The organism is Alteromonas sp. G5_S2_22_S1 (assembly GCF_054968525.1).
In genome coordinates this window covers 284,041-298,316 of the sequence record NZ_JBQKUJ010000002.1, presented here as the reverse complement: position 1 = coordinate 298,316, position 14,276 = coordinate 284,041, and the positions used below count along the sequence as shown (strand labels likewise).

The 14,276-nt window shown below is 44.2% G+C and carries 12 protein-coding genes; 6 read left to right on the top strand and 6 right to left on the bottom strand.

All coding sequences use genetic code 11. The features are described 5' to 3' along the window. The first annotated feature begins 89 nt into the window (after window positions 1–89). From ACTRWF_RS03505 to ACTRWF_RS03495, 3 genes are all read left to right on the top strand, one after another. Window positions 90–530, top strand: a complete 441-nt coding sequence (locus ACTRWF_RS03505) for a MarR family transcriptional regulator (RefSeq protein ID WP_462835142.1) — start codon at window positions 90–92, stop codon at window positions 528–530. Between the two features lie 188 nt (window positions 531–718). After that, a complete protein-coding gene (trhA, locus tag ACTRWF_RS03500; protein ID WP_015066314.1) occupies window positions 719–1,375 on the top strand; it encodes a PAQR family membrane homeostasis protein TrhA in 657 nt (218 codons plus the stop codon). Window positions 1,376–1,468: 93 nt separating this feature from the next. Next, complete coding sequence (locus tag ACTRWF_RS03495; protein WP_462835141.1) at window positions 1,469–1,984, top strand: protein-tyrosine phosphatase family protein; 516 nt, start codon at window positions 1,469–1,471, stop codon at window positions 1,982–1,984. A 75-nt stretch (window positions 1,985–2,059) separates the two neighbouring features. On the opposite strand, the gene ACTRWF_RS03490 is transcribed toward ACTRWF_RS03495, so the two are convergent. Next, window positions 2,060–2,968, bottom strand: a complete 909-nt coding sequence (locus ACTRWF_RS03490) for a hydrogen peroxide-inducible genes activator (RefSeq protein WP_015066312.1) — start codon at window positions 2,966–2,968, stop codon at window positions 2,060–2,062. Window positions 2,969–3,298: 330 nt separating this feature from the next. Between ACTRWF_RS03490 and ACTRWF_RS03485 the strand changes: the two genes are divergently transcribed. Continuing rightward, window positions 3,299–4,276 (top strand): universal stress protein, encoded by a 978-nt coding sequence (locus ACTRWF_RS03485; RefSeq protein ID WP_015066311.1) that lies wholly within the window; start codon window positions 3,299–3,301, stop codon window positions 4,274–4,276. A gap of 94 nt (window positions 4,277–4,370) precedes the next feature. Here the strand turns inward: ACTRWF_RS03485 and ACTRWF_RS03480 are convergent, their stop codons facing one another. The 5 genes from ACTRWF_RS03480 to ACTRWF_RS03460 form a co-directional block, all read right to left on the bottom strand. Further along, the gene (locus tag ACTRWF_RS03480; RefSeq protein WP_015066310.1) at window positions 4,371–5,642 is read right to left on the bottom strand and encodes an inorganic phosphate transporter; all 1,272 of its coding nucleotides are present in this window, start codon (window positions 5,640–5,642) and stop codon (window positions 4,371–4,373) included. 340 nt (window positions 5,643–5,982) lie between these two features. Continuing rightward, window positions 5,983–6,699 carry a phosphate signaling complex protein PhoU gene (gene phoU / locus ACTRWF_RS03475; RefSeq protein ID WP_012517383.1) on the bottom strand — a complete coding sequence of 239 codons (717 nt, stop codon included), beginning with the start codon at window positions 6,697–6,699 and terminating at the stop codon, window positions 5,983–5,985. Between the two features lie 84 nt (window positions 6,700–6,783). Then, complete coding sequence (gene pstB / locus ACTRWF_RS03470; protein WP_015066309.1) at window positions 6,784–7,590, bottom strand: phosphate ABC transporter ATP-binding protein PstB; 807 nt, start codon at window positions 7,588–7,590, stop codon at window positions 6,784–6,786. A 17-nt stretch (window positions 7,591–7,607) separates the two neighbouring features. After that, window positions 7,608–9,167 carry a phosphate ABC transporter permease PstA gene (gene pstA, locus ACTRWF_RS03465; RefSeq protein WP_462835140.1) on the bottom strand — a complete coding sequence of 520 codons (1,560 nt, stop codon included), beginning with the start codon at window positions 9,165–9,167 and terminating at the stop codon, window positions 7,608–7,610. Continuing rightward, on the bottom strand, window positions 9,160–11,343 hold the full coding sequence (locus ACTRWF_RS03460) for an ABC transporter permease subunit (protein WP_462835139.1): 2,184 nt from the start codon (window positions 11,341–11,343) through the stop codon (window positions 9,160–9,162). Before ACTRWF_RS03460 ends, pstA begins: the two co-directional genes overlap by 8 nt. A gap of 209 nt (window positions 11,344–11,552) precedes the next feature. On the opposite strand from ACTRWF_RS03460, the gene ACTRWF_RS03455 reads away from it, so the two are divergent. Together ACTRWF_RS03455 and ppk1 are read left to right on the top strand one after the other, a co-directional pair. Beyond that, the gene (locus tag ACTRWF_RS03455; protein ID WP_015066306.1) at window positions 11,553–12,059 is read left to right on the top strand and encodes a glycine cleavage system transcriptional repressor; all 507 of its coding nucleotides are present in this window, start codon (window positions 11,553–11,555) and stop codon (window positions 12,057–12,059) included. 142 nt (window positions 12,060–12,201) lie between these two features. Then, window positions 12,202–14,274 carry a polyphosphate kinase 1 gene (ppk1, locus tag ACTRWF_RS03450; RefSeq protein WP_015066305.1) on the top strand — a complete coding sequence of 691 codons (2,073 nt, stop codon included), beginning with the start codon at window positions 12,202–12,204 and terminating at the stop codon, window positions 14,272–14,274. The last annotated feature ends 2 nt before the right edge of the window (window positions 14,275–14,276 follow it).

Below are 14,276 nucleotides of genomic sequence, written 5' to 3'. Positions count from 1 at the left end.
CAACTTAACACTAAGGTGACTTGCAGTTCAAGTACTTTGTATGCAAAATACATTTATCGTTTATCGTCGAACAAACTTAGGAAAGCGCCGTGTCAGAATTGTTAAAGTTAGAAAATCAGCTTTGTCATCGGTTTTATACGCTGTCAAACGCGTTTACTCGCGCCTACAGGCCTCTTCTAAAAGCGCTAGATATTACCTACCCTCAATACGTAACCTTAATGGCGCTTTGGGAAACTGACCACATTACTATTGCTGAACTTCTAGAGAGAACCGCCATTGACGGAGGAGCTATGTCCCTGATACTTAAAAAGCTTGAGGACAAGGACTTCTTAATGGTTAATAAAGATGAAACTGACAAACGTGTTAAACGCGTACAGCTCACTAAAATGGGGAAAAAAAAGAAAACCATAGCAGAAGAAGTACCTGCGCAAATGTTGTGCAAACTCGAAGGTATGAGTGCAGAAGAAAGCCGCGAATTGGTTAAACTGCTCGACAAATTAAGCGGCTGTTTTGAGAACGCTGAGTTGTAACGCCACTTTGTAATCTCTGCGTCATCATACCGGCCGCGTTATCTGTTATTATTTACACATTGAGCGAACAAGTGTGCGCTATAATTGTCAAAGGTATGCGAATCGCTTAGTAAACTCGTTTTTATGCTGGTAGCTATCTACAAACAAGAGGTACACATATTTCTACAGATATCAAAACAGGAGCTGTAATGACAGACGTAAAGGAACAAACAAAAGTTATTTCTGCCAAAGCTTACTCCGTTTTAGAAGAATGGCTTAACAGCATTACTCACGGCATTGGCTTTGTTGCGGCGATTGTAGGTTTAGTCTTGATGCTGTACCGCGCAGAAGACACGCTAGCCTTAACTACCGCTGCTATTTATGGCTCTACACTCATTTTGGTGTTTCTGAGTTCAACCCTTTATCACGCAATTTCTCATCAAAAAGCGAAGGGATGGCTTAAACTATTTGACCACAGTGCAATATACTTATTGATAGCAGGTACTTACACACCGCTTTTATTAGTGGCAATAGGTGGCGTACTAGGTATTACCATGACTGCAATTATTTGGAGTCTTGCGATTGGTGGAGTGGCATTTAAATTAATTGCGCAACACCGCTTCCCAAAAGTATCGGTCATGACCTATTTGCTAATGGGCTGGATTGCACTGGGACTTATCTACCCACTTTATGTCGCCCTTCCAGGTGCTGGTCTTTGGTTATTGGTAGCAGGCGGCCTGTGTTTCAGCGTAGGTGTGTGCTTTTATGTGGCGAAAAAGGTAAAGTATACCCATGCTATTTGGCACATGTTCGTTATTGGCGGATGTAGCTGCCATTACTTTTCTATTTATTATTTTGTCGTGTAACAAGAGGCTCTGATACCGCTACTATGGCAACCCCAATTAAAAAGCCATTTAAGGACCTATTTAAAAATTCATGCAAGCGCAATACTAAACACCATGCAAAAAACTGAGAAAAAGGAAGATAGCACAACAGCAACACCCAATATCGCATGGTTTTCACTGCGCGCAGGTCAGATATGTTTGGGAAAAAAGCCTGTAGAAAGTGACTTTGAACGACTTAAATCACTGGGCGTAACCCACATTGCCACGGTACAAACCAGTGAAGAACACGCGCCAATTATTCGCGACCGTTCATTAGCTGCTGGGTTAAAGTGGCTATGGGTTCCCTTTATGCACCCGTCGTCAGAATCGCCTACTGAGGATGTGCACCTCCACCAATATCTTCATGAACTGTCTCAAATGTTGACAGAGGGAGCGAAGATATATTTGCACTGCGATGGCTCACAGCACCGCTGTAGCTTGTTATTCTACGCACTTTGTCACTATTGCCGTATACCATCTATCAGTGCCTACAATGCGCTGCATAGTTTTGGCGCAAACGCGGCAAATAATCTGCTTAGATCCGAACTAACATGGGCGGCAGAATTGGGACATATTGCACCTAAAATGTAGTCTATAAAAAGCGGCTACACGCAAGGGTTCAGCCGCTTTGAATAAATACTAAAGAAAGTGCACTCAGCAGTAACGCTATTTCAGCGTGGGTATAGGCAGTAGTGGCGAGATAATTTCACCAATTCGACGGAATAGCTGCATACGGGTTGTGCCTGAGCGCCATACCAAACCAATTTCTCGAAAGCCCTGCTCTTCTGCTGGAAAACTTTTTAGACCAGTGTGCTCAAGAATAGACTGGTTTATCGCAAGTTCCGGTAAGAAGGTATAGCCCATTTTACTATTTGCCAGCTGCACCAAGGTATATAGGCTACTTGCTGCAACACTGCTAATTTGATCACTATGCTGAAGATTACACGCGCTCACCGCATGCCCCGTCATACAATGTTCTTGCTGAAGCAGAAAAATACTCTTTTTCGGTAAACCTGAAATATCTACGGGACTAGGCAGTTGTTCCGCCATATCTTTGTGCGCTATAAGATGGAAGGGGTCGTGGCCCAATACCATCTGCTTACACCCTGGGGTTTCCATTGGAAGCGCTAAAATTAGTAAATCTAACCTACCGTCTGTTAACTGTTGTAAGAGCTTTTCAGTGGTATCTTCCTGCATTTCTAAATTAATTTCAGGAAGGAAGGCAGAGAAGGCCCCCATCATTCCTTCAAAAAGAAACGGCGCTATTGTTGGTATAACACCAAGCTTAAGCGTTCCACGCTGCCAGTTGCCCGCATTTTGAGCATACTCGACCAATTCCCCCGCTTCTTGCAGCAGCACTTTACTGCGCTCAACAATATCTAAGCCTAATGAAGTAAAAACAAAGGTCTTGTGTTCACGCTCAAGTAATTGACTACCAAAATGCTCTTCTAAATTTTGAATGGCCGTACTTAATGTTGACTGACTTACATTACAACGCTGAGCAGCGCGGTGGAAGTGTTGCTCTTGGTGAAGCGTCACCAAATAGTGTAGGTGCTTAAGATTTGGCCATTTCATAGGCATCTCTCTATTATTTAAAGGGATTAAAAGATAATGGTTTAATCTAACATAAAGATTATATACAGCCTAGCCGCTCACCGAGACTATTCTTGTAAAGGCCATAGTTTGCGAATTACATTCACTTTCATACCGCTTGTATAAGAAGGTTTTAAGAATTCTATCGCCGCCCGCTGGAAAGCCATTAGAAGTAGCGTTAGGATTCAATTAAATAAAGCTTTTTAGTTGCCATTGAAGTTAAATCTATGACCTTCACGGCATATTTATACAGCGAAGTGGAACCCACTCTTGTATCATTAACGCATAGAGCGAATAAATACCGAGGGCAGTATGAAAGGACATTATAAAAACATTTTATGTGTGTTGAGCGATTCTCATCGGCAGGATGACACCGTTGCCCAAGCACTGCATATCGCTAAAGCACATCAAGCCTCGCTTACCATTATGCTCTCTTTAGAAGCATTGCCGCCTAACGCCAGCATGGTGATGGAGTCATTTTCATATGTTGATTCTCAGCAAACTATGGAAAAGCAGGCTGAACTTTGGCTTAAAGAACAGGCTGAAAGCTGGAGTGAAAACTACAAGGTTTCTACCGCTGTAACCGTGGGGCATCCATTAATTGACGTGGTGCGCTATGTGGTAAAAAACAATATAGATTTAGTCATAAAGCGGGCTGAGGAAAGCTTTTTAGATAAGCTTTTTGGTAGCTTAGATATGCAGCTGTTTCGCAAATGCCCCTGCCCTTTGTGGATAATTAACCATAAACCGCGTAGCCAATACAAGAACGTGGTAGCCGCACTGGACCTTAATTACCATTATCCAAGTCACGAAGTGTCAATAAGGCGTGACCTTAACCGTGATATATTGCGACATGCAAGCCAGATAGCGCTGCTAGAGTTTGCTCAACTGCATATTGTTCACGTATTTGATGCTGTACCGGAAAATATCGCAAGAGATGGCTTTATTACCGTAGACAACGACCGAATGGAAACGGACCTTGCGAAAATTCACGCCGAGCGCGAGAAAGAATTAGAGAAGCTACTTAATGAACTAGCTGAAGAGCTTGACGACAATGTGTGGGAGTACTTACAGCCTAAAAATCACATTGTCCACGGTTACCCTCGCAGAGAAATTGCAGCCACAACCACGTCCCTTGATACTGACATTATCGTAATGGGCACAGTATCTCGCTTAGGCGTGCCTGGCTATATTATGGGTGATACCGCCGAAGAGACCATTCACCAATTGAAGTGCGCTGTCGTGGGCGTTAAGCCAAGAGGGTTTGAAACGCCTATTTCGCTAGACTGAGCGCCTTAGGTTTTATACGAACACAAACAAAAAGGCCGCGCTTCAAGAAGCGCGGCCTTTTTTTATATCTACATACATGTAAGCGTTAATGGCGTTACGCTACGCCGAATGCTGCTTTTAAGATGAAGAAGAAAATAATTGAAAGTAGTGCACCTGCCGGCAAAGTTACAATCCAGGATACAACGATATTTCTCACAATGCCCAAGTTCAGTGCTGAAACGCCTCGCGCTAAACCTACACCTAACACGGCACCCACCAATGTTTGCGTTGTTGAAATTGGCAGACCTGTACCCGATGCAATAACCACCGTACAGGCTGCAGCAAGTTCTGCAGCAAAGCCACGGCTTGGCGTTAAGTGAGTAATACCCTGACCAATCGTTTTAATAACACGATGACCAAATAGAGCCAGGCCAGCTACGATACCTAAACCACCTAACGGCAGGATCCACCAGGCCAATGTGGCACTTGAATTAATCTCACCACCGCTGGTCACCACGCTTACCACTGCCGCGAGAGGACCAATAGCATTAGCCACGTCGTTCGAGCCATGGGCGAAGGCCATACAGCATGCAGTAACAACCATAAGCAGCGCGAAGACTTTCTCTACGTTTGCCGCCTGTAAATCGGCATCTTCAGAGCCGCTAAACTTCATACGGCCGATAAACCATTTACCCACGAAGCCCAATGCCACGGCAATAGCAATCGCCAATAGATAACCGTTAACAGCACTCAGTTCTAAACCTACGTGCTTCAAGCCTTTCTTAATGGTAACCAATGACATAACGAAGCCCGCTAACGCCATGTAAAATGGCACATAGCGCTTGGCGTAAACAAACGGTGAGTCGGTTTGGAAAATGAGCTTGTGAGCGCTCATAAAGATAAGGTACGCGATAATGCCTGATATGGCTGGCGTTACCACCCAACTACCTACAATGCCGCCTACTTTACCCCACGCTACCGCATCCATACTCACGCCAGTGGCAGTGAAACCAATAATAGCGCCGATAATTGAATGCGTAGTAGAAACGGGCCACCCCAACCATGACGCCACAGCAAGCCAAATCCCGGCAGCTAGTAGCGATGAGATCATGCCCAATACAAGGTATTCAGGGATGTCTATAAAGAAGGTTGAGTCGATAATTCCTTTTCGAATAGTAGACGTTACTTCGCCACCGGCTAGGTAGGCGCCAGCAAACTCAAATATCATTGCAATGATAATAGCTTGTTTAATAGTTAAAGCTTTAGAACCTACCGACGTACCCATTGCGTTGGCAACGTCATTTGCTCCAATACCCCATGCCATGACGAAACCAACGCCGGCGGCAAGGATAATAAGAATTAGGCCATAACTTTCAAAAAATTCCACGGATAATCGCTCCCGGTCTAAACGCGATTTAGGCTGGACGCTACTTGAGTAAGTAGCATGATCTCTTCGCCATTAAGGCTAGAGAAAGAAGTTAAAGACAAATTGTGTTCTATCATAATGTTCGATTAAATTTTGCACGATCTGTTCTTGGCTGCGGCGCATGATAACGTAATCGTCATAGAAGCCATAGCGAAAATCATCGAAAAACGATAAAAGTATGCGGAATTATTTGATTGCGATGATAAATTCACCAAATATTACAGTTTTATGACGCATAAATTTCTTACTTCCTACAATTTAGTGCGCTTTGCGCAAAATAAAATTGACCAAATGGACAGTTTTACGTCAAATCTTCCAACTTTTGCTGCATATTTTCGAGCGGTGTATGCCTAACATCGGTACCACGAGTGAGATAAACCACATATTCGCATACGTTTTTGCACCTGTCCCCAATCCGCTCTAATGAACGCATTGCCCACAACACATCCAGCCAATCCTGCATATCGTCTGTGCTTTTTTGCATTTCTGACGTGGTGTAGGACAATAACCGCTTGTACTCACTATCAATGCGATTGTCTTGATCGTATACCTCAAGCGCCGCCGCTTCATCCTGACGTGCAAAGGCATCGAACGTACCGCGCATCATCGCCGCTACACGCTCGCCGATAAGTAACATACTGCTTTTAATCGTATCTGAACTAGGAAGCTTATTGCGGGTCACCAGCTTTGCAATACGCTCAATCTCATCCCCCATTCGCTCAATGTCGGTAATGGCTTTGGAAACCGTCATAATGAGACGCAAGTCGCTTGCCGTGGGATGACGTTTGGCAATAATACGAAGGCACTCTTCATCGATTTGGATTTCCATCGAGTTAATCTTCAAATCGTTTAATACCACTTTTTCAGCTAATGAGGCATGGTTATGCTTCACCGCTTTTAAGGTATTAACTAACTGCTGCTCAACCTCTCCGCCCATGGTTAATACCGAGTTCCGTAAGTTTTCCAATTCAATATTAAAGGTGCCAGAGATGTGCGTATTTAAGGCCACCTGTCGCATGCTTATTTCTCCTCGCGTGCCCACACTTGTTGTGTTGTAGCAAACGTTAATTGTATCTGGGCTCTGCTCTTTACACGCGCCACGTTATCCATAGCGACCCGTAATATAATCTTCGGTTTGCTTTTTCTCAGGCATGGTAAACAGTGTGTCACTGTCAGCGTATTCTATTAGCCGGCCCTGATGGAAAAAGGCGGTATAGTCACTTACACGTGCCGCTTGCTGCATATTATGAGTAACAATAACAATGGTGCACTGCTTTTTCAGCACGTCCATAAGTTCCTCTATAAACAGTGTAGTCAGCGGATCAAGTGCCGATGTAGGCTCATCAAGTAGCAAAATATCAGGCTTTAATGCCAACGCTCTCGCTATGACCAAACGCTGCTGCTGACCACCGGATAACACTTGAGCCGATTCGAAAAGACGATCTTTTACCTCGTCCCACAGCGCCGCTTGTTTAAGTGCGCCTTCCACCGCATCATCTAGATGCCTTCGTACCTTCACACCCTGAAGTCTAAGCCCGTAACACACGTTTTCATAAATGCTCATAGGAAACGGATTGGGACGCTGAAACACCATACCAACGTTGGTTCTCAGCCGCGACACATTAACTTTACGGCTATTGATGTTACGTCCATCAATAATGATTTCACCGTTGTATTTACAGCCGTCATACAAGTCATTAAGTCGATTAAAACAGCTTATAAGGGTAGATTTACCACACCCACTTTGACCTATTAAGGCCGTGATCTTATTTTTAGGAATACGCATGCTGACGTCGTTTAAAACATGCTTATTACCAAACCATAAGTTGAGATTTTTAACATCAACGGCAGTTTGCTCTTCACTAATGTCTTTAACGTTTAGCGTATTGTGTTCAAACAACTTCAACATGTACTAAAAACCTGTAATTAACCTTTGAGATAGCGCTTACGCAAACGCGCCCTAAGCAAAACGGCCAAAATATTGAGTACGAAAACCACGATTAACAATAATAAACAGGCCGCAAACATCATACTGGCACTTTTCCCATCAGTTTGGCTATGAAAAGCACCGTCGTAAATAAGCACGCCTAAATGCATAAACTGTCTATCTAGGTGTAGATAAGGAAATTCGCCGTCTATGGGCAGAGTTGGCGCAAACTTAACAGCGCCCACAAGCATAAGAGGGGCCACTTCACCTGCCGCTCTGGCGATCGCTAAAATGACGCCAGTCATGATCCCTGGTGAAGCGATAGGTAAAACCGTACGTATTATGGTTTCAATTTTAGTGGCGCCTAAGGCATAACTGCCGGCTTTTAACCCATCAGGTACACGACGCAAGCCTTCTTCGGTTGCCACTATGACCACGGGAAGTGTTAAAACTGCCATCGTTAGGGCTGCCCAGAATACGCCTGGACTCCCCATCGTTGGCGCAGGCAGCGTATCGCTAAACAACAACTCATCAATGCTGCCACCTAAGGTGTATACGAAAAAGCCAAGCCCAAATACACCGTAAACAATGGACGGCACGCCAGCCATGTTACTCACGCTAACGCGAATAATGGTTGTTAATGCGGTGTTCGGCGCATACTCGCTTAAATATATGGCGGCTAGCACCCCAAAAGGGGTCACTATAATTGTCATTAAAAATACCATCAGAACTGTGCCAAATAACGCGGGGAAAACGCCCCCTGATGTGTTCGCTTGCTTAGGGGAGTCAGAAAGAAAAACACTAATTTCAGAAAACACCACCTGCCACTTTTCAAACGTAGTTAGACGGCTTACAAAGTCTACATCCTGAATACTTGAAATGGGAATAATGAAAGGCGAACCGTCAGCGAAACTAACAAGCAACCTATACTGGGCACGCGTGCTCTCTAAAGCCTCAACACGCTTTTGATACTCGTTAAAAGCAGCAACCAGCTTTTCTCTAGCCGGCGCATCTTCCACCACATCTCTTTTATCAAATTGAGACAAGGCCTCATGAATAGGCGCAAGATGCTCGGTGTTTAGGTCTTCAATTTGTGCCGTAATCAAGGCAACATCTTGTAATACTGCACCAATGTTATCTAGAGGCTGTGGCGGTTTTGATGGAACAACGATGTGCTCTGGAATAGCCATTACCCGCCTGCCATCCAACAGTTTAATCTCTGCACTGTCCAAGGCGAGGTTAGCACTGAGCAATTGTTCACGGTCAAATTGTTTTTGAAAGCCAAAGGGGTGATTCACATCTGAATATTTGAGGGTGATGTCTTCTTCTGACGCATCCTCAAAGATGTTCGCAAGTACAGAGAACCGAGAGCCATCTGGTAGCGTGCCAGTTACCTTATAAATAGGTTCAGGCCAAAAATAAGCGGTACCGCGAAAGCTAATTAGTATTAGTACGCTAACTAGCGCAATGAGCAGCAAGCTAGTGAAAAAAGCCGTTAAGCTAATCACCAACGACTGGCGCTGAACCGCATTAAGCCCGAATATGTCTCGGTTAACCATAGTAAGCCCTGCCCCTAATTCGCTGGCGTATAAGCTCTGCTACTGTGTTAACTAAAAACGTAAATAAAAACAATATACACGCGGTGAAAAACAAAATTTGATAATGCGCGGATGACACATCCGCTTCGGGAAGCTCAATAGCCAAGTTAGCAGTCAGTGCTCGCAAACCTTCTATAAGACCCCAACTTGATATGGGTGTGTTCCCAGTTACCATAAGCACGATCATTGTCTCACCAAACGCCCGACCAAAACCCAGCATAATAGCCGCTACAATACCGGGCAGGGCTACGTGTAAAACGATGTGGAGCAGGGTTTGTAAACGCGTTGCCCCTAATGCAAAAGAGGCATGTTTTAAATCAGTTGGTACGCCATTGATGGCGTCTTCTGCAAGCGAATAAATACTGGGAGAAATAGCTACGCCTAACGCCAATGCAACCACAATGGTTGTTTTACCAATAGGGCTATCAGACTCTGCCGCTAATAAGGTGAAGCCCTCTACTCCCATCAATGACAAGACGATGGATGGCGCAAACTCTACGCTTATAAATCCCAACAAAAATACGCCGCCTATTGCGAAAATAAGCTCCGCCCCATGCCTTAGGTGCTTAGGTAGGTATTCGGCAACGGGGCGCTGCACTACCGCTACAGCAATTAACACAAAGGGGATAACTATAAGAAAAAAAGCAAAGGAGAAAAGAAATTGCTCAGCTTTAGGCGAAAGCCAAATAGCGGCTATAAAACCAATAAGTACGCTAGGTATCGCTTCAAGTAATTCTATGGCAGGCTTAACGATATTCCGCATGCGGCTTTTAGCAAAAAAAGCGGTGTAAATAGCAGCGCCAATGGCAACGGGAATGGCAATAAGCAATGCCAACAAAGACGCTTTTATACTGCCAATTAAAAGCGGGGTTAAACTAAACTTAGCTTCTTGAAAATCAGATGCGCTGGTTGTTTGCCAAACAGTTTCTTCGGTTTCATAGCCTTCATAGTGTTGGGGGTCGAAAAGGGAAGACCATGTCGTGATACCGCTTAAATGCTGTCCTTCCCACACCGACAATGTGCTATCAGAAAAACCATACAGCTTGTTTCCGTACCAAATAATCTGTTCAGCTGAGTCGTCTATCTTTTGAGAAGACACCACATCCCCTGATACGCGATTGACTAACAGTACCCTAGCGTTACTCGTCAGTACTGCCACTAAATTCATACTCGCATGTTCAGCGACATCTTTTACTTTTTCATTGCGTAAGGGAATTTGATAGGTTTGCTCGAAGGAAAGGCCTTTATCCGTTTTGCTTAAGACCCAACGCGTTAATGTTTCCGTTTTGCTATTCATCAAAAAGAACGTGCGATCTTTAGCAAGGGGGAACACTATTTTTTCATCTAAAGAGGCGGAAACATTGCCCACCACGGGAAGTAGCGCCACACCTTCATCTCGTAACCTGTTAAGGTAGAGCGTTTGGTCAACTTGAAGAAGTACGCTTTCGCTGCCCGGTAATAACGTTAAACGATCAATATTATAAAAACGTTTGTCTACTATATGCGTGGGTCGTTTGCGGTTAACCCATCTAACGAAAACGCTATCACCATGGGTGATAGACACCACCGCCCACTTTGAAGATAACGCCATATCCCAGCTTTCGCGCTCCTTCCATACTTCTTTAGGAAGCGAGAAAGTGATGTTGTTGGTTAATACTGACTGGGCAGTTTGAGGGGGCGCCGCCATATCCGCTAGGTTATTATCACTTACGTTAAACGACCTTACCGGTAACACTCTGACTAACGCGTTGGGGGAAATATCGACAATGTAGTTTTCCCCCATAACGCTATCGGCCGACAGCACATGCTCACAAGGGCGAATGTATTCATGGTTACTGACTAACGTATTATCTTGAAGCAACTTTAAACCTAAACGGCAGTCAGACTTCCTAACGAGCAGAGGCTGACCATTAACAATGTCACCTGCACTGACAAGCGCTTCGCTTTCTGAGGTTGTAAAGGTATTAAGGTGTTTTAAGTTGGGAATATACGTTAAAGGCAGCGCTTGGCTAATAAGGTGAGTAATAAGAATGACTAACGTCAATAAAACAAGGCCGCCAAACCCCGTTACCACATAGCGTGACAACTTATCGTTGCGCTGGCGTTTTTTATTTGAGCTGTTGCTGTCGAAAGTCATGCGGTTGTTTAGTCATTCTTATTTTCGAAATTCTTCATTTTTAAGAAGAATAACCCTAAATTGCACTGGTGAGCAGTGTAAGTTTTGTTATGCTAATAGCAAGTAAAAATTTATAGCATTACCTTCGCGCAAACTACTGTGCGCCTATGGTATTACCCAACAGGAAGACGATCAAAGTTTTTCTCTACACGCCCAATAAGGAGCACCGCATGCAGTCATTGGTAATAAGCATCATGGGTAAAGATAAGCCTGGTTTGGTAGACGCATTAGCTAAATGCGTATACAAACACGAGGGCAATTGGCAGGGCTCAAGTTTTGCGCATATGGCAGGGATGTTCACCGGCTTTGTAGAAGTTCACGTATCAAATGACAATAAGCAAAGCCTAATCGATGCGCTTGACGCGATAAAAGATATGTCGGTGCAATCGGTAGCCGTTGGCAGCAGTGAAAAAAGCAACAACACCAAGCTGACTGTTGATGTGATGGGTAACGATAAGACGGGTATTGTTCAGGAACTAACCTCTGTTCTCAACCAGTTTAATTTAAATATTCTTACTTTTGCCTCTCATTGTGAAAGTGCGCCAAATTGGGGAAGCCTCATTTTCAAAGCCAAAGCCGAAATTGCTGTACCTGACGGTTTTGACGATGGCGCTTTGCAAGAAGCCCTTGAATCACTCGCTAACGACCTAGTCGTAGATATTACCGCTAAGCGTTAAGTGCTTAGTTTCGCTAAAGGTATATAGGTAACGGAATCACCGCAACGTAAGCGTGCGTGTAGCACGAAATACGCGTTGTCACAGTAATGTCACTGACTGGTGGCAGTCTTTGACCATTTTTATGAACGTGAATTGAGACATTATGGATAACGACGTTTTATATTATCCCAAAGAATTAAGCTGGCTATCGTTTAACGAACGCGTATTGCAAGAAGCTGCGGATAAGAATAACCCTGCGATAGAACGCATTCGCTTTCTGGGTATTTACTCTAATAACCTTGATGAATTTTATCGGGTACGCGCGGCAGATGTTAAACGCCTTATCACGATTGCGCAAAACGACGGGAACGAAGAAGAAGCAGAGCGCCTCACCGAACTTATGGCGCAGATACAAAAGAAAGTGGTACAGCTTTCTGAAAAATTTGACCAAATCCATAAAGACGTTGTCAAAAGCCTTGCCCGCTACAATATTCATATCCTGCGTAAAGACGACTTAGATGATTATCAAAAGCAGTGGGTGCGTAACTTTTTTATCAATAAAGCACTGCGACACATCGCTCCCATATTAATTGATAAAAAGACAGACCTGCTCAGCCGCTTAAACGGCAACTCTGTGTATTTATATGTCGCACTACGAAGAAAAGAGCGCAACCCTAAATTCGCCGTTATTCAAGTTCCCACGTCTGAGATGTCGCGCTTTATGCTGATCCCTCCGCAAAAGAGCCGTAAGAAAAAGAGCATTGTTATGCTCGATGACATGATTCAGCTGTGCATTGAAGATATTTTCCGCGGGTTCGTTAAATTCGACGAAATTGAAGCTTTCTCCTTTAAAATGACACGAGATGCGGAATACTCTATCAACGAAGAAATTGACGAAAGTTTCGTAGAAAAAATGTCAGAAAGCATGAAGCAGCGTCTTATTGCCGAGCCTGTCCGCGTTATTTATGACACCGACATGCCTGAAGACATGCAGTCGGACCTACGCAAGCGCCTTAAAATAACCAAGCTTGATACCATGCATGCTGCAGGGCACTATCGCAACTTTAAAGATTTCATCGGCTTCCCCAATGTGGGCCGAGATTATTTAGAACACGCGCCGCTTCCTGCTATCGACAGCAAGGCATTTTCAAAACACAACACCGTATTCGATGCCATAACTGCTCGTGATATCTTGCTATATTACCCTTATCATCGCTTCCTTCACTTCACAGAGTTCGTGCGTCAGGCCGCTTTCGACCCGAACGTGAAAACCATACGCATTAATATCTATCGGGTGGCGAGTAATTCTCGCATAATAAATTCGTTGATTGACGCGGTAGATAACGGCAAAAAAGTCACCGTAGTCGTAGAGCTTCGCGCGCGTTTTGATGAAGAAGCAAACATCGAATGGTCTAAGCGCATGACCGATGCAGGCATACGCGTAGTACTTGGTGTGCCCACCCTGAAAATTCACTCTAAACTATGTATTGTGACCCGGGAAGAACGGGGCAGTTTGGTGAATTATGCGCATTTCGGTACGGGTAACTTCAACGAGAAAACCGCGAAAATTTATACCGATTACAGCTTATTCACCCGTAATCAGGAGCTTGCCAATGAAGGCGTCGCAGTATTCGATCTTATTCAATACCCTTACCGACGTTATAAGTTTCAGCATCTACAAATTTCGCCGTTAAACGCCAGAACCAAAATTCAGTCGTTAATTCGCCAAGAGATTCAGCACCTGAATCAGGGCCAAGATGCGCAAATCACCTTTAAGATTAACAACCTTGTTGATAAAGAACTTATTGATGATTTATATCGCGCGAGCCAGGCTGGCGTTAAGATCCGCGGTATCGTGCGCGGCATGTGCTCACTTAATCCAGGCATAAAAGGGATTAGCGAAAACATCGAGATCATCTCTATTGTTGATAGGTTCCTTGAACACCCTCGCGTGATGATTTTTGAAGGCGGTGGCGAAAGAAAAGTGTATATCTCATCTGCTGACTGGATGACCCGAAACATGGATAACCGCATAGAAGTAGGCTGCCCCGTTTACGATAAAGGTCTTCAACAGCGTATTGTCGATATAATGGAACTACAATTTAAAGATACCCTGAAGGCTCGAGTGATTGACAAGGATCAGAGCAACAAGTACGTTGCGAGGGGTAATCGTAAAAAACTTCGCTCGCAAATAGAAATTTACGACTATTTAAAGAAGCTAGAAGACACTTTGTAGGA